The 14,571-nt window shown below is 69.2% G+C and carries 16 protein-coding genes; 11 read left to right on the forward strand and 5 right to left on the reverse strand.

Going from position 1 to position 14,571, the window contains the following annotated elements; all coding sequences use genetic code 11:
- The first annotated feature begins 46 nt into the window (after positions 1–46).
- Genes pdxH through HEP75_RS06570 form a run of 3 tightly spaced genes read left to right on the forward strand, consistent with a single transcriptional unit; the run spans position 47 to position 1,888 of the window.
- Positions 47–646 carry a pyridoxamine 5'-phosphate oxidase gene (pdxH, locus tag HEP75_RS06560; RefSeq protein WP_185825875.1) on the forward strand — a complete coding sequence of 200 codons (600 nt, stop codon included), beginning with the start codon at positions 47–49 and terminating at the stop codon, positions 644–646.
- Complete coding sequence (gene aac(6'), locus HEP75_RS06565) at positions 643–1,095, forward strand: aminoglycoside 6'-N-acetyltransferase (protein WP_255424018.1); 453 nt, start codon at positions 643–645, stop codon at positions 1,093–1,095. Before pdxH ends, aac(6') begins: the two co-directional genes overlap by 4 nt.
- A 1-nt stretch (position 1,096) precedes the next feature.
- Positions 1,097–1,888 (forward strand): cobalamin-binding protein, encoded by a 792-nt coding sequence (locus HEP75_RS06570; RefSeq protein ID WP_185825876.1) that lies wholly within the window; start codon positions 1,097–1,099, stop codon positions 1,886–1,888.
- Between the two features lie 15 nt (positions 1,889–1,903).
- Here the strand turns inward: HEP75_RS06570 and HEP75_RS06575 are convergent, their stop codons facing one another.
- On the reverse strand, positions 1,904–3,328 hold the full coding sequence (locus tag HEP75_RS06575) for an MFS transporter (RefSeq protein WP_185825877.1): 1,425 nt from the start codon (positions 3,326–3,328) through the stop codon (positions 1,904–1,906).
- A 99-nt stretch (positions 3,329–3,427) separates the two neighbouring features.
- On the opposite strand from HEP75_RS06575, the gene soxR reads away from it, so the two are divergent.
- Both soxR and HEP75_RS22150 read left to right on the forward strand, forming a co-directional pair.
- On the forward strand, positions 3,428–3,865 hold the full coding sequence (gene soxR, locus HEP75_RS06580) for a redox-sensitive transcriptional activator SoxR (RefSeq protein ID WP_185815702.1): 438 nt from the start codon (positions 3,428–3,430) through the stop codon (positions 3,863–3,865).
- A gap of 57 nt (positions 3,866–3,922) precedes the next feature.
- Positions 3,923–4,249, forward strand: coding sequence for a hypothetical protein (locus HEP75_RS22150; RefSeq protein ID WP_221899309.1), 327 nt, complete (start codon positions 3,923–3,925; stop codon positions 4,247–4,249).
- On the opposite strand, the gene HEP75_RS06590 is transcribed toward HEP75_RS22150, so the two are convergent.
- The 4 genes from HEP75_RS06590 to HEP75_RS06605 all read right to left on the reverse strand — a co-directional run bounded on the left by HEP75_RS06590 (position 4,233) and on the right by HEP75_RS06605 (position 7,711).
- Positions 4,233–4,688, reverse strand: a complete 456-nt coding sequence (locus HEP75_RS06590) for a DUF4426 domain-containing protein (RefSeq protein WP_185825878.1) — start codon at positions 4,686–4,688, stop codon at positions 4,233–4,235. The two genes, HEP75_RS22150 and HEP75_RS06590, sit on opposite strands and share 17 nt — an antisense overlap.
- A 16-nt stretch (positions 4,689–4,704) precedes the next feature.
- The gene (gene proC / locus HEP75_RS06595) at positions 4,705–5,553 is read right to left on the reverse strand and encodes a pyrroline-5-carboxylate reductase (RefSeq protein WP_185826519.1); all 849 of its coding nucleotides are present in this window, start codon (positions 5,551–5,553) and stop codon (positions 4,705–4,707) included.
- A gap of 145 nt (positions 5,554–5,698) precedes the next feature.
- Positions 5,699–6,727 carry a hypothetical protein gene (locus HEP75_RS06600; RefSeq protein ID WP_185826520.1) on the reverse strand — a complete coding sequence of 343 codons (1,029 nt, stop codon included), beginning with the start codon at positions 6,725–6,727 and terminating at the stop codon, positions 5,699–5,701.
- A gap of 297 nt (positions 6,728–7,024) precedes the next feature.
- Positions 7,025–7,711 carry a YggS family pyridoxal phosphate-dependent enzyme gene (locus HEP75_RS06605; RefSeq protein WP_185825879.1) on the reverse strand — a complete coding sequence of 229 codons (687 nt, stop codon included), beginning with the start codon at positions 7,709–7,711 and terminating at the stop codon, positions 7,025–7,027.
- A gap of 88 nt (positions 7,712–7,799) precedes the next feature.
- Between HEP75_RS06605 and HEP75_RS06610 the strand changes: the two genes are divergently transcribed.
- The 6 genes from HEP75_RS06610 (at position 7,800) to HEP75_RS06635 (ending at position 14,481) form a co-directional block, all read left to right on the forward strand.
- On the forward strand, positions 7,800–8,837 hold the full coding sequence (locus HEP75_RS06610) for a type IV pilus twitching motility protein PilT (RefSeq protein WP_185815705.1): 1,038 nt from the start codon (positions 7,800–7,802) through the stop codon (positions 8,835–8,837).
- A gap of 99 nt (positions 8,838–8,936) precedes the next feature.
- A complete protein-coding gene (locus HEP75_RS06615; RefSeq protein ID WP_185815706.1) occupies positions 8,937–10,067 on the forward strand; it encodes a PilT/PilU family type 4a pilus ATPase in 1,131 nt (376 codons plus the stop codon).
- 166 nt (positions 10,068–10,233) lie between these two features.
- Positions 10,234–11,493 (forward strand): PQQ-binding-like beta-propeller repeat protein, encoded by a 1,260-nt coding sequence (locus tag HEP75_RS06620; RefSeq protein ID WP_255424085.1) that lies wholly within the window; start codon positions 10,234–10,236, stop codon positions 11,491–11,493.
- Positions 11,490–12,986, forward strand: coding sequence for a diguanylate cyclase (locus HEP75_RS06625; protein WP_185826521.1), 1,497 nt, complete (start codon positions 11,490–11,492; stop codon positions 12,984–12,986). The genes HEP75_RS06620 and HEP75_RS06625 overlap by 4 nt, the downstream gene beginning before the upstream one ends.
- Before the next feature lie 110 nt (positions 12,987–13,096).
- Complete coding sequence (locus HEP75_RS06630; protein WP_255424020.1) at positions 13,097–13,639, forward strand: MFS transporter permease; 543 nt, start codon at positions 13,097–13,099, stop codon at positions 13,637–13,639.
- A 125-nt stretch (positions 13,640–13,764) separates the two neighbouring features.
- Positions 13,765–14,481, forward strand: coding sequence for a YitT family protein (locus tag HEP75_RS06635; RefSeq protein ID WP_185825882.1), 717 nt, complete (start codon positions 13,765–13,767; stop codon positions 14,479–14,481).
- The last annotated feature ends 90 nt before the right edge of the window (positions 14,482–14,571 follow it).

Consider the following 14,571-nt stretch of genomic DNA (forward strand, 5'->3'; position numbering starts at 1 on the left):
GTGCATGGCGCGACAATGGGGCATCGTCTGCCGAGTGCTTGCCGCCATGCCCGATCTCTACGCCGAAGCCCTGTCCACGTTCGCCGACCTGTTCGCGGAGGCGCGGAGCAGCGACGAGGCCGAATACAACGCCATGGTCGTGGCCTCGGCCACGCTGGAGGCGCGCCCGTCCTCGCGGGTGGTGCTGCTGAAGTCCTACGACGCGCGCGGCTTCGTGTTCTACACCCACCTGGACAGCCAGAAGGGCCGCGAGCTGCAGGCCAATCCGCAGGCCTCGCTGCTGTTCCTGTGGCGGCGCATGCGCGAGGACGGGGTGCAGGTGCGTATCGACGGCGAGGTGCAATTGGTCGCCGCGGCCGAGGCCGATGCGTATTTCGCCTCGCGCCCGCGCATGAGCCAGATCGGCGCATGGGCGTCGGCGCAGTCGCGCACCTTGCAGTCGCGCGAAGAATTCGAAGAGCGCGTGGCCAAGGCCGAGGCCAGCTTCGAAGGCCGCGAGGTGCCGCGTCCGGACGGCTGGGGCGGGTTCCGCGTGGTGCCGCGCAGCTTCGAGTTCTGGTACGGCGGCAAGTACCGCCTGCACGAGCGCTGGCACTACGCCGCCGACGCCGCTGGCCACTGGTCCAAGCGGATGCTGTTTCCGTGACCAAGGAGTTCTCGATACGTGCCGCCGCCGCCGCCGACCTGCGCGCCTGGGCGGCGCTGCGGATGGCGCTGTGGCCGGACGAGCGCGATGCCTTCGGCGGCGTGGCCGAAGCGCTGCAGCGCGAGGACGCGGCCAATTTCCTGGCCTTCGCCGGCGACGGCCAGGCGATCGGCTTCGCCGACGTCACCCTGCGCCAGGACTACGTCAACGGCACCGACAGTTCACCGGTGGGGTTTCTGGAAGGTTGGTACGTGGCGCCGGAGTGGCGCGGCCACGGCATCGGCCGTGCGCTGCTGCGCGAGGTGCGCGAATGGACCCGCGCGCAGGGCTGCAGCGAGCTGGCTTCCGATGCGCTGATCGACGATGCCGCGGCGCAGGCCGCGCACCATGCGTGCGGATTCGAGGAAACCGAGCGCGTGGTGTATTTCCGCATGCCGGTCGAGGACTGACATGGGCCCGCAGCGCATCGTCTGCCTGACCGAGGAGCCCACCGAGACGCTGTACGCGCTCGGCGAGCAGGCGCGCATCGTCGGCATCAGCGGCTTCACCGTGCGCCCGCCGCAGGCGCGCCGCGACAAGCCCAAGGTCAGCGCCTTCACCAGCGCCAAGATCGGCGAGATCCTCAAGCTGCAGCCGGATCTGGCGATCGGCTTTTCCGACATCCAGGCCGAGATCGCCGCCGAGCTGGTGCGCAACGGCGTGGAAGTGTGGATCGCCAACCACCGCAGCGTCGACGGCATCCTCGACTACGTCCGCCGGCTCGGCGCGCTGGTCGGCGTCGGCGCGCGTGCCGAGGCCTATGCCGACGAACTGCAGCGCGGGCTGGACACGCTCGCGGCGCAGGCGGCGGCGCTGCCGCGGCGGCCGAAAGTGTATTTCGAGGAATGGGACGAGCCGATCATCACCGGCATCCGCTGGGTCGCCGAACTGGTGCGCATCGCCGGCGGCGACGACGTGTTTCCGGAGCTGTCGGTGGAACCGCTGGCCAAGGCGCGGATCCTGGCCAACGGCGACGAAGTGGTGCGGCGCGCGCCCGACATCATCCTCGGCTCGTGGTGCGGCAAGCGCTTCCGCCCCGAGCGCGTGGCCGCACGGCCGGGCTGGGCGGCGATCCCGGCGGTGCGCGACGGCCAGCTGTTCGAGATCAAGTCGCCGCTGATCCTGCAGCCCGGTCCGGCGGCCTTGACCGACGGAGTGCATGCGATCGCCGCCATCGTGCAGGCCTGGGCGCAGCGCCAGTAGCCGCGCCCGCGCAGTTCAGCGCGGCGCCGCTGGCTGGGTACGGCCGGCGATGCCCAGGCCGAGCAGCGCCAGCAGCGCCGCCACCGCGAAAGTGGACAGGTACGCGGCAACCACCGACTGGGTCAGCAACGCCGCGAACAGCGAGCCGCCCACCGCCAGTGTGGTCGCCACCGCGATCGCCTCGCTCAGCTGCAGCGCCGAACTGTTCGCGCCCTGTTCGGCCGGCGGCGACAGGGTCAGGGTCAGCACCGACAGGGTCGGATAGATCAGGCCCATGCCCAGGCCGGTGGCGGTCCAGCCACCGATCGCGATCGCCGCGGGCAGCGCCGGCCACAGCGCCAGCGCGGTGATCGCCACGCCCAGCGTCATCAGGGCACAGCCCACGCGCAGCCGCCGCAGGCGGGTGCCGTCGCGGCCATAGTGGCCCTGGTACCAGGAACCGGCGAACCAGCCCAGCGCGCCCACGCTCAACGCCACCCCGGCCCAGGTCGGCGACAGCCCGCGTTCGCGCGACAGCAGCAGCGGCAGGAACGCCTCGCAGCCGAAGAATGCCGAGCCGGCGATGCCGCGCAGCGCGATCACGCTGGGCAGCCCGCGTGCCGCGCGCAAGGTGCCGCGCGGCAACAGCCGCCATGCGCAGGCCAGCAGCAGCGCCAGCGCCGGCAGCACCGTGGCCGCCGCCCAGGCGCCGCGCTGTTGGCCGCCCAGGTACAGCAGGCAGATCCCGGCCGCGGCACCGATCGACCACAGCAACGGCGCCGCACTGGAACGCGCCGCTGCCGCCACGCGCGGCAGGCTGCGCAATGCCGGCTGCAGCAGCGCCGCCGACGGCAGCGCCAGCAGCGGCACCGCCAGGAACACCCAGCGCCAGCCGACGTGTTCGACGATCAGCCCGCTGATGCTCGGCCCGATCAGCGACGGCACCACCCAGCCGGCGGAGAACGCGGCGAAGATGCGCGGCCGCAGCGCCTGCGGATACAGCCGCGCAACCAGCACATACAGCGCCACCGAGATCGCGCCGGCACCCAGGCCCTGCACCAGCCGCCCGGCCAGCAGCATCGGCATCGACAGCGCGAAGCCGGCCAGCAGCAGGCCGCACACGAAGCACAGTAGGCCGGCCCACAGCGGCGCCGCAGGACCGCGCAGATCGCTCCAGCGCCCGGCCACGGTCATGCCGATCGCACTGGTGGCCAGGGTGCCGCCGAACGCCAGCGCGTACAGCCGCAAGCCGTCCAGCTCGCGCGCCACGGTCGGCATCGCGGTGGCCACCGCCAGCGCTTCGAAGGCGATCAGCGAGACCAGCGCGACCATGCCCAGCGTGGTCGCGCGATAGCGCGGTGCCAGTACCGAATCGGCGCCGGACGCTGCGGTTGCCGCGGCATCCGGCAACGCCGGTGCGGCGCCATGGGGCTCGTTGCTGGAAGGTGTGGCGTGATTCATCGAAAAGCCTCGTGCGGTGCAAGCAGGCTACCAGCGCACGCTTGCGCGGCGGGAAGCGGACGCGCAGCATGCAACCTCAACCGGACTCGAGGTCAAGCGATGCACGAGGAACTGAGCGTGGGGCAGGTGGCCGAGCGCAGCGGCGTGGCGGTGTCCGCGCTGCATTTCTACGAGAAGAAGGGCCTGATCCACAGCCTACGCACCGCCGGCAACCAGCGCCGCTATGCGCGCGACGTGCTGCGCCGGCTGGCGGTGATCCGCGTCGCGCAGCGCGTCGGCGTGCCGCTGGACAGCATCAAGGCCGCGTTCGCGCAGTTGCCCGATGCGCGCACGCCCACGCGCGCGGAGTGGGCGCGGATGTCGGCGGCCTGGCGCCAGGAGCTGGACGCACGCATCCTGCAGTTGACTCAGTTGCGCCACCAACTCACCGATTGCATCGGCTGCGGCTGCCTGTCGCTGCGCCGCTGCCGCTTGAGCAATCCGGCCGATGCATTGGGCGCGCAGGGCGAAGGGCCGCAACGCTGGACATCGCCCTGAGCACGCCGATGCTGGGCGTCACGTCACGTCACGTCACGTCATGGCGGGAGCGATGCGATGAAGGTGGCGGTGTACAGCGCGCGACGCTACGACATGAAGTTGCTGGCGCAGGCAAATGCCGCGCATGGCCATGAGCTGGTGTGCCTGCAGGATGCGCTGAGCGTAGCGACGGTGCCGCCGGCGCCTGATGTCGTTTCCGAACGTCATCGTCACCGGCCACCAGCGTTATTCACCGAAGAGGCGATCGGCCAGATCATGGCGGCTGGACAACATCGGCGCCTTCGCACGCGGCGCGTCGGTGCCGAACCCGATTCCGTTGCCGCTCCCGCCCGGCGCCGCAGACGGCGGCGGTTGAAGCGACACCGCGCTAGAAGTTGCGGCTGAAGCGCACCGTGCCCGCGCCGTCGGCGCTGCGCACGTCCACCACGAAATTCAGCTGGTCGTGCTCGCTGGTGCGCACCGTGCCGACATAGTCGGTATAGGCGTCGGTGACCGCTTCGCGCAGGGCGATGGGTTGCCGGCGGCCGCTCAGGTCGGCGGCCACGGCATGCACCTCGCCGGTGGCCGGCAGTTCTTCGCCATCGTGCACGCGGCGCAGCGCGATCATCACCAGGGCGGTATCGGCGGCGCGCACGATGCCGTAGCGGCGCGCCACGCTGTCGCTCATCGCCAGCGTCGGCAGTGCGTTGTAGTGCACCCGCAGCGCACCCAGATCGGCCTGCGCGGGCGTGGCCGCGACCAGCGTGGCGGGGCGCGGCGCGTCCTGCGCCGAACAGGCGGCCAGGGCCAGGCATGACAGCACGATGGCAGGCAGGCGGCGCATCATCGGCGGCTCCGGGTCAGTCGTTGGCGGCGGACAGGGCGCGGCCGCGTGCGGCGGCGGCAGCGATGGCGGTGGCGGTCAGCGCTTCGAAGCCGCCGGCCTGGAAGGTCTCGATCGCAGCCTGGGTGGTGCCGTTGGGCGAGGTCACCCGTCGCCGCAGCTCGCTCGGCGCCTCGCCGGATTCGGTGAGCATGCGCGCCGCGCCGAGCACCGTCTGCAGCACCAGCGTGCGCACCGCGGCGGCCGGCAGGCCCTGGGCGATGCCGGCCGCTTCCATCGCTTCGGCGAGCAGGAACACGTAGGCCGGGCCGCTGCCGGAGACCGCGGTGACCGCATCGATCAACGCCTCGTCCTCGACCCAGACGGTGACGCCGGCGGCGGCCAGCAAGCGTTCGGCCTGAAGCTTCTGTTCGGCGCTGGTTTGCGCGTTGGCGAACAGGCCGGTGACCCCGGCGCCGAGCAGCGCCGGCGTGTTCGGCATGGCCCGCACCACCGCGTGCGCGCCGCCCAGCCAGCGGTCCAGCTGCAACGCGGTGATGCCGGCGGCGATGGACAGCAAGAGTGGCCGCTGCGCCGTGGCCAGCGCGCTCAGTTCGTTGCACACGCTGCGCAGCACCTGCGGCTTGACCGCGAATACCCACAGCGGCGCGCCGTCGGCGGCCTCGGCCGCCGCGGCCACGGCGTGCACGCCGTAGTCCGCCGCCAGCGCTTCGCGCAGTGCCGGTACCGGCTCGGCGACGCGGATCGTGTCCGCTGCGATGCCCTGGCGGACCAGCCCGGCGATCAGGCTGCGGGCCATGTTGCCGCCACCGATGAAGGCGATGTCGGTGCTGGGGGAGCCGGAGCTGGCAGAGGGCATGGACAGGCACCGAGAACGCGAGGAGCCCCTATGGTAGCGGCTGCGTCGCGCGGCGGCAGTGCGGCCGCCGCCGGCCAGCGAGCGGGCGTGCGCGCGATGCCTGGCCGAGAGGTCCGCGCTGGCGACAGGCCGCATCGCCAGCGCGGCTGGCTCAGTTGGCCTCGGTGAAGGTGATCGACGGCGTGGCGCCGCCGGCGGCGGAACAGCTGCCCAGGTTCAAGTTGTTGGTTTCGCCGGTGGTGCCGGCATTGGCGGCGCAGGTCGGTGCGGCGGTGGAACCGTTGGTTGCGGCGACCTTGACCGTGATCGACGAGCCGGTGTTGAAATTCGCGCTCGAACCGCCGGCATTGCCGACCACATTGAACTCGGACAGCTTCCACACCGTCGCCAGTTTGACCACGCTGTCCCTGGCACTGATGCTGTAGGCGGTGTTGCCGTTGGCGAAGGTGATGGTGTCGTTGCCGTTGGCCGTCGCCGAGCCGGTCAGCTTCAGGTTGGCCAATTGCGTCGCGGGCACGTCGGGGGCGCTCACCGCATTGCTGTTGCGGTAGCAGTCCGTGCCGCCATCGCTGAGCCAGCCGCTCGGGCAGCTGGACCCGTAGCCGATCAGCCAGTACTGCATGAACACCGCCGCTTCGCCCTGGGTCTCGTAGTCGGTCGCGTACACGAACTGCTGCCAGACGGTGCAGCCGGAATGCCCGTTGCAGACGCTGGTGGTGCCGTCGTAGTTGGAATTGATCTGCAGCGAATACTCGTTGGGCCCGAGAATGCCGCCGCCGCCGAAGGCGGCCACGCCGACGCCCTTTTCGGAGGTGACGCCGCTGACCTGGGGGAAGCTGCCGACGGTCTTGCTGATCAGGCTGCTGGACTGCAGGGCGTAGTCGTAACCGTTCCCGGTGGTTTGCGAGGCGCCCCAGTGGATGCGGTGCGGGATCGGGTGGATGTGCCGGGTCAAGGTCTTGCAGGTGTCCGCTTGCCAGTTCGTGTTGGGGTAGGTGGCGTGGAAACAGCCTTCCGCGGGGGTCGGCAGGTGCGCCATGGTGTCGCGCCACGTGGTGCGCGCACTGGCTTCGGCAGGCGTCATCAGCGGATCGTCCGCACTCCACGCGCCTGTCGCCAACGGCGCCGCCATCGCGGCCGGGACCTGCAGAAAACCGGCAACACAAGCAGCAAGCAGCAATCTGGTCGATGCATCCATTTGGTTGACCTCGTACGTGCCGATCGCATTCGGCGATGGACGGCGGAGAGCCCGCTGTCGCCGCCATGGGAGCGGAGTTTTCCGAGTCAGAACCTTGACCGACTTAACGGTTGCACATGCCATCTATGCATGAGGCTTGCTTCAAGCGGAAAAACTATGGTTTTCAAGCGTTTGAGCTACGACATATTTCCGATGTCGCTTAATCGCGTTTGAACATTTCGTAGACAAGCATTGGGCTGCGCCTGCCGCTGCCACCTCTTGCCCGGTTGCGCGGCGTTGTCAGGGCGCGGCGTGCGGCGCGCGGCTGCCAAACAGCGCGGTGCCGATGCGGACCATGGTCGCGCCGTCGGCGATCGCCGCGGCGAAGTCGCCGCTCATGCCCATCGACAGCGTATCGGCGTCAGGGTGCCGCGCTTGCAGGCCGTCGAGCAGGGCGCGCATGCGTTGGAACGCCGCGCGCCGCCGCGCCTCTTCGGGAAACGGCGCCGGGATCGCCATCAGCCCGCGCAGGCGCAGCGTCGGCTGTGCGGCGACGGCCGCGGCCAGCGCGTCCACCGCGTCGGGGGCGCAGCCGTGCTTGCTGGTCTCGTCGTCGATGTTGACCTGGATCAGCACGTTCAGCGGCGGCCGCTGCGCCGGACGGTAGCGGCCCAGGGCGGCGACCAGCTTGATCCGGTCCACGCTCTGCACCCAGTCGAACAACGCGGCGGCCTGTTCGGCCTTGTTCGACTGCAGGTGGCCGATCAGGTGCCATTGCAACTGCAGTGGCGCCAGTTCGGCGATCTTGCCGGCCGCCTCCTGCACGTAGTTTTCGCCGAACGCGCGTTGCCCCTGCGCGGCCAGGGTCGCGATCGCCGCGGCCGGTTGGGTCTTGGACACGGCCAGCAGGTGCGCCGGCGGGCGCTGTGCGGCGGCCGCGGCGCGGTCCATGTCCAGGCGGATCTGCTGCAGGGGAGAGAGGGGCACGGGCGGCGCTTCTGGCAACGGGGAAGGGCGCTATACTGCCGCCCGGGGAATCATCCTTCCAGTCGCAGCCCAAGGGGAAAAGCAGCGTATGGATATCGCTGAACTATTGGCGTTCTCGGTCAAGAACAAGGCATCCGACCTGCACCTGTCCGCCGGCCTGCCGCCGATGATCCGGGTCGATGGCGACGTGCGCCGCATCAATATCCCGGCGCTGGACCACAAGCAGGTGCATGCGCTGGTGTACGACATCATGTCGGACAAGCAGCGCCGCGACTACGAAGAGTTCCTCGAAGTCGACTTCTCCTTCGAGATTCCCAGCCTGGCGCGCTTCCGCGTCAACGCGTTCAACCAGAACCGCGGCGCCGGCGCGGTGTTCCGCACCATTCCCTCGGAAGTGCTGACCCTGGAAGACCTGGGCTGTCCGCCGATCTTCCGCCAGCTGATCGACCAGCCGCAGGGCCTGATCCTGGTCACCGGCCCGACCGGCTCGGGCAAGTCGACCACGCTCGCCGGCATGATCGACTACATCAACAAGAACGAATACGGCCATATCCTCACCGTCGAGGATCCGATCGAATTCGTGCACACCTCGCAGAAGTGCCTGATCAACCAGCGCGAAGTGCACCGCGACACGCACGGCTTCAACGAGGCATTGCGTTCGGCGCTGCGCGAAGATCCGGACATCATTCTGGTCGGCGAGTTGCGCGACCTGGAAACCATCCGCCTGGCGCTGACCGCCGCGGAAACCGGGCACCTGGTGTTCGGCACCCTGCACACCAGTTCGGCGGCCAAGACCATCGACCGCATCATCGACGTGTTTCCGGCCGGCGAAAAGCCGATGGTGCGCTCGATGCTCTCCGAATCGCTGCGCGCGGTGATCTCGCAGGCGCTGCTGAAGAAGGTCGGCGGCGGCCGCACCGCGGCCTGGGAGATCATGGTCGGCACCCCGGCGATCCGCAACCTGATCCGCGAGGACAAGGTGGCGCAGATGTACTCGGCGATCCAGACCGGCCAGCAGACCGGCATGCAGACCCTGGACCAGCACCTGCAGGACCTGGTCAAGCGCAGCCTGATCACCCGCAACCAGGCGCGCGAGTACGCCAAGGACAAGCGTGTGTTCGAGTAGCCGGGATTGGGGATTCGGGATTGGGGATTGGCAGGGCAACTCGCCAGCCCGGTTCTTGCGAATCCCGAATCCCCAATCCCCAATCCCGGAGTTCAAGCCATGAGCACCATCGACTTCACCTCGTTCCTGAAACTGATGGCGCACCAGAAGGCGTCGGATCTGTTCATCACCTCGGGCATGCCGCCGGCGATCAAGGTGCACGGCAAGATCACCCCGATCACGCAGACGCCGCTGACCTCGCAGCAGAGCCGCGACCTGGTGCTGAACGTGATGACTCCGGCGCAGCGCGAGGAGTTCGAGAAGACCCACGAGTGCAACTTCGCCATCGGCGTGGCCGGGGTCGGGCGCTTCCGCGTCAGCTGCTTCTACCAGCGTAACCAGGTCGGCATGGTGCTGCGCAGGATCGAGACGCGCATCCCCACCGTCGACGAGCTGAACCTGCCGCCGGTGATCAAGACCCTGGCGATGACCAAGCGCGGCATCATCATCTTCGTCGGCGCCACCGGCACCGGCAAGTCGACCTCGTTGGCGGCGATGATCGGCTACCGCAACCAGAATTCCACCGGCCACATCATCACCATCGAAGACCCGATCGAGTTCGTGCACAAGCACGAGGGCTGCATCATCACCCAGCGCGAAGTCGGCATCGACACCGACAGCTGGGAGAACGCGCTGAAGAACACCCTGCGCCAGGCGCCGGACGTGATCATGATCGGCGAGGTGCGCACCCGCGAAGGCATGGACCACGCGATCTCCTTCGCCGAAACCGGCCACCTGGTGCTGTGCACCCTGCACGCCAACAACGCCAACCAGGCGATGGACCGCATCATCAACTTCTTCCCCGAAGACCGCCGCAGCCAGCTGCTGATGGACCTGTCGCTGAACATGCGCGGCGTGGTCGCCCAGCAACTGATCCCGACCCCGGACGGCAAGGGCCGGCGCGTGGCGATGGAGATCATGCTCGGCACGCCGCTGGTGCAGGACTACATCCGCGAGGGCGAGATCCACAAGCTCAAGGACGTGATGAAGGAATCCACCAACCTGGGCATGAAGACCTTCGACCAGAGCCTGTTCGAGCTGTACCAGGCCGGCGAGATCAGCTACGAAGACGCGCTGCGCCACGCCGACTCGCAGAACGAAGTGCGCCTGCGCATCAAGCTCGCCCAGGGCGGCGACGCCAAGACCCTGGCGCAGGGCATGGACGGGGTGGAGATCGCGGAGGTGCGCTGAGCCGGTCCGGCCGGCGATCGGGAGGGCAGGCGCAGGGCAAGATGACAGGGAATCGACACGACACCGGTTATATGCAGGTCGTCCACCGGTATCGTGTTTTCAGCCAAATGCTCGCAGGAGTCCGTTGAGGACTCTTCAACCCAAGGGAGGGATCCGCTTGAACGACGTGCCTGAAGTGCTCTGGTCGATACAGCCGCATGCCGGCTACTACATCAATTCGGTGGCGGTGTCCGGCGATGGCAATGTCATCGCCGCCGGCACCTTCTTCCACGACTATGGCGGCGGGTCGCAGAGTGCCGGGCTGGACGCCGTGCCCGTCGCCCAGCGCAAGATTTTCGAACGCATCGACCCTGCCGCCACGCGCAGCGATGTGCGCGGCAACCAGGACGGGACCTTCGGCACCTACGCCTGGGATCGTACCGGCCAGCCGCTGCTGGCGAAGGAATTCGACGGCTGGCAGGGCGTGTATTGGGTCGATGTCGCGGCGAACGGCAGTACCGTCGCCAGTTGCGGCTGGAGGAGCCAGAATCCGTACGCGGGCTTCATCGGTGCCTGGTCGGTGCCCGGCGGCGAAGAGCTGCTGTCGTATCCGCTGACTGGGGGCCGCGGCAACATGGTGTCGCTGGATGGGCGCGGGCTGACCTTGCTGGCCGGTGCCGATCAGGGCTATCTGTTCTGCCGCACCGGCGCCGCCGCAAACTTCCCCGCGCCTGTGTACATCACGCTGAGCGCTGCCGGCGACACCGTCGTCGCCACGGGCCTCTCCATCGACGGCAGCACCGGGCTGGTGGCCAGCTACCACGGCGAGATCATCCTGTTCTCGATCGCGTCCGGACAACCGACGGCGCTGGCGCGTTGGCAGTTGCCCAATGGCGCCTACACCCATGTCGCGGCGCTGTCAGGCGATGGGCGCAGGGCCTATGCCGGCGCCGGCGACGGCACGCTGTACGCGTTCGACGTGGCCGCGTTCCAGCGCACGCCCGCGCCGGCCTGGAGCGTGGCGGCACCGGGGGGCGTGAAGACCATCTACGGGCTGGCCTGCGATGCAGCCGGAGACAAGGTCGCGATCGCCGGCAACCTCACGCAGGGCGGCATCGTCGCCGTGTTCGCCGATACCGGCAGCGCGGCCCAGCCGCAGTGGACGGCGTCCAGCCAGTACTCGCCTAACTGCCTGGCATTCGACCCTAGCGGGCGCTGGTTGGGGCTGGCCGATGGCCACCCCGACGGCACGCCTGGCGGGTTTACCCTGTGGGATGCGAGCGATGGCGCGCTGCAATGGAACTGGGCCGCGGGCAACATGAGCTGGCCGATCCGTGTGAGCGGCGATGCGTCGGTGGTGGTGGGCGGCAGCGACGACAGTTCGGTCACCGCGTTCGTCGGCCCCGGTTCGGCCACCGCCCGGAGCCGGCCGGAGGCGGATGGATGACAGGCGGGGACGCCGAGGCGCCGTTCCGCACGCGCGCCGCGGCGCCGCGCCGTCCCGGCGCGCTGCTGGTGTTGTCGGTGGCGCTGGTGGCGGCGTGGTTGGCGGGCTTCGAGTTGGCGCGGGTGCTGGGCTATCAGACGCATGCGAGCCTGTGGTTCCCGCCGGTGGCGGTGACGTTGGCCGCCTTCATGGTGCTTGGCTGGCGCGGTGCGCCGGCGATCGCCATCGCGTGCGTGCTGGCCACGCTGCTCAGCTTCTATCGCACGACCGGCCACACGGTCGTCCCCGATCGGGCGGTCCTGCAGTACGCGCTGCTGTTCACCGCGCAACAGTTCTGCATCTGGGGCGGCCTGGCCTGGCTGCTGCGCCGGGTCGGCCAGGGGATGTCCTCGACCAGCCTGCCGCGCGCGGTCACCTACTTCATCCTGGGCGGCGGAGTGGCCTCGCTGCTGTCTGCCTGCCTGGGCGGCGCGGGTCTGGTCGTCACCGGCGCCATCGACCTGCCGGCCATGTTCGCCCAGTCGATCCCGTGGGCGATCGGCGACTACGCCGGTCTGCTGGCGCTCGGCCCGCTGGCGATCCTCGCGCTGCTGCGTCTGGCCGAGTCCCTGCAGATCGCGCCGCGGCCTGGCATCCCGCGCTTGTCGGGGATGATCGCGCCGAGCGGAAGCGCCTCGGGCTATCTGGTCAAGCTAGGGCTCCTGCTCGGCGTCACCCTGGCGGTGATGTGGCTCGCGGCCGCGTTGCCGCGGCAGCCGGAGGTGGTTTTCGCGTTGTTCGTGGTGGTGGTGATCCAGTTGTGGATCGTGCATACCCACGGAATGCTGCAGGCGCTGGTGGCGATCGCCGCCTTCAGCCTGCTGATCGCACTGGCCACGCCGCTGCTGCGGCTCGAGGTGCAGGCGCTCGCGCTGCAGTTCGCCATGATCAGCCTGGCGGCGAACAGCTACTTCGGTTTGGCCGTCCCCGGGCTCTACGCCGACAACACGCGACTGCGCCATGCGCTGGTGCGCGATCCCGTGACCGGGGCGCTGTCGCGGACGGGATTCCTGGAGCAGGTGCTCAACGATCTGCAACTGGCCGCGCAGGAGCCACGTCCGTTGGCGGTGATCGTCGCCGACATGGACAACCTCAAGGCGATCAACGACCAGTTCGGACACGCCGCCGGCGATGCGGCCTTGCGTGCTTTCGTCAAGCGGTGCCGGAGCTGTCTGCGGCCGGGCCAGTTGCTTGGGCGCCGCGGGGGCGACGAGTTCGCGCTGTACCTGCCGCTGACCACGCCGGAGAAGGCGCGCGGGCTCACCGATGCGCTGCGCGGGGCGCTTGCCAAGCCCGGCGAGGACGACGGGTTCGCGACCGGGCTGTCGGCCAGCTTCGGCCTGGCCCTGTGCAACCGGCGGGATCTGGACGCGGAGGCGCTGGAGGAACTTCTCGAACGCGCCGATGCGGAGATGTACGCGGACAAGCGGCAGCGCCGCGCCTTCGCTCGCTGACCGCGGTCTACGCGGCGCGATTCGACAAACGCATCGGCCGAGTGCCACGCATGCAAATAGACAACCCCTACGCCGTCCCCGCCGCCGCGCTGCCTGATGCCGCGCCCGCGATGGCCCCTGCCACTGATCCCCTGTCCACGCTGTTCGCGCCGTCGGCGGCCAAGCTGGCGCTGCTGTGCGCCACCACCTTCGGCTGGTACGCGCTGTACTGGTTCTACCGCAACTGGCAGGCGATCCGCCTGATCTCCGGCCGCCGGCGAATCTCGCCGGTGTGGCGCTCGGTGTTCTCGCTGATCTGGATCTTCGCCTGCTTCCGCGCGCTCGACCGCTTGATTGGCGCGCATCGTCGCGCGGCGCTGGGTTGGTGGGGGCCGGCCTTGGTCTACGTCGGGTTGAGCCTGCTGTCGGCATGGCCGTCGCGGTTGTCGTTCCTGGCACTGTTGTCGTGGACGCCGCTGCTCGCGATCAACCATCGCCTGGTCCGCTTCAAGCGGGCGCGCGGCTTGCCCGAACGTCCGCAGGAGCGGTTCACCGCGTGGACGTGGGGATGGCTGGCGATCGCTGCCCCATTCCTTGCGTTGGCGATCTTCGTGCTGGTGTTCAACGTTCTGCTGCAGCAACCGATTCATGTGAACTTGCCGGCACCGCGCTGAGCGGCATCCCGGGGTGGCGACGCAGCGCCGGTCAGGCATGCGCTCGCGATCCGCGGACGAAGTTTCACCTGCAACCACCACCCGGCTTGGTGTCTAATACCGCACCCCGCGTCGTGCCTATTCCCGTGAGCCTCCCCGATTCCGATCTACGTCCGGACCTGGATCCTTTGCCCGACGACGGCACCGTCGTCACCTCCGGGCCGTTGACGCCGCCGGCGGATTCGGCCGGCACCGCGCTCGATGCGCAGGCGCTGCGGCACAGCGTGGCCGAAGACATCCAGGGCATGCTGCTGGCGACGCTGGTGGCCTCGCTGGGCCTGGCAGTGTTCGCCAAGGGCGGGCTGATGATCGGCGGCATGGCCGGGGTGGCGTTCCTGCTGCACTACGCGCTGGGCTGGAACTTCGGCCTGATGTTCGTGCTGGTGAACCTGCCGTTCTACTGGCTGTCGGTGCGGCGCATGGGCTGGGAATTCACCTTGAAGACCTTCGTCGCGGTCGCCGCCTGCGGGGTGCTGACCGATCTGCTGCCGCGCTGGGCGCAGTATTCGGCGATGACGTCTTTGTATTCGGCGCTGGTCGGCGGCGCGCTGGTCGGGCTGGCGATCCTGTTCTTCATCCGCCACCGCGCCAGCCTCGGCGGCGTCGGGATCCTGGCGGTCTATCTGCAGCGCAGCCGCGGCTGGAGCGCGGGCAAGGTGCAGATGAGTTTCGATGGCGCGCTGATGCTCGCTGCGTTCTTCGTGCTGTCGCCGCAGCAGGTGCTGTATTCGGCGATCGGTGCGGTGGTGCTGAGCCTGGTGTTGATGTTCAACCACCGCTCCGGGCGCTACATGGGCGTGTGAGTGGCAGGCCGCTGCGCCTGCTGCTTGGTGTGCTTGGCGCGATGCGTATGGTGCCGCGTCGAACGGCAAGGGCGGATGCCACGCTGCTCG

The organism is Xanthomonas sp. SI, from assembly GCF_014236855.1.
GTDB lineage: Bacteria > Pseudomonadota > Gammaproteobacteria > Xanthomonadales > Xanthomonadaceae > Xanthomonas_A.

What these genes read in the sequence shown, in the direction of transcription:
- pdxH (WP_185825875.1), top strand. Translation starts at nt 47, where the DNA reads ATGCCCGATCTCTACGCCGAAGCCCTGTCCACGTTCGCCGACCTGTTC.
- HEP75_RS06570 (WP_185825876.1), top strand. Translation starts at nt 1,097, where the DNA reads ATGGGCCCGCAGCGCATCGTCTGCCTGACCGAGGAGCCCACCGAGACG.
- HEP75_RS06575 (WP_185825877.1), bottom strand. Translation starts at nt 3,328, where the DNA reads ATGAATCACGCCACACCTTCCAGCAACGAGCCCCATGGCGCCGCACCG.
- soxR (WP_185815702.1), top strand. Translation starts at nt 3,428, where the DNA reads ATGCACGAGGAACTGAGCGTGGGGCAGGTGGCCGAGCGCAGCGGCGTG.
- HEP75_RS22150 (WP_221899309.1), top strand. Translation starts at nt 3,923, where the DNA reads ATGAAGGTGGCGGTGTACAGCGCGCGACGCTACGACATGAAGTTGCTG.
- HEP75_RS06590 (WP_185825878.1), bottom strand. Translation starts at nt 4,688, where the DNA reads ATGCGCCGCCTGCCTGCCATCGTGCTGTCATGCCTGGCCCTGGCCGCC.
- HEP75_RS06610 (WP_185815705.1), top strand. Translation starts at nt 7,800, where the DNA reads ATGGATATCGCTGAACTATTGGCGTTCTCGGTCAAGAACAAGGCATCC.
- HEP75_RS06615 (WP_185815706.1), top strand. Translation starts at nt 8,937, where the DNA reads ATGAGCACCATCGACTTCACCTCGTTCCTGAAACTGATGGCGCACCAG.
- HEP75_RS06625 (WP_185826521.1), top strand. Translation starts at nt 11,490, where the DNA reads ATGACAGGCGGGGACGCCGAGGCGCCGTTCCGCACGCGCGCCGCGGCG.
- HEP75_RS06630 (WP_255424020.1), top strand. Translation starts at nt 13,097, where the DNA reads ATGGCCCCTGCCACTGATCCCCTGTCCACGCTGTTCGCGCCGTCGGCG.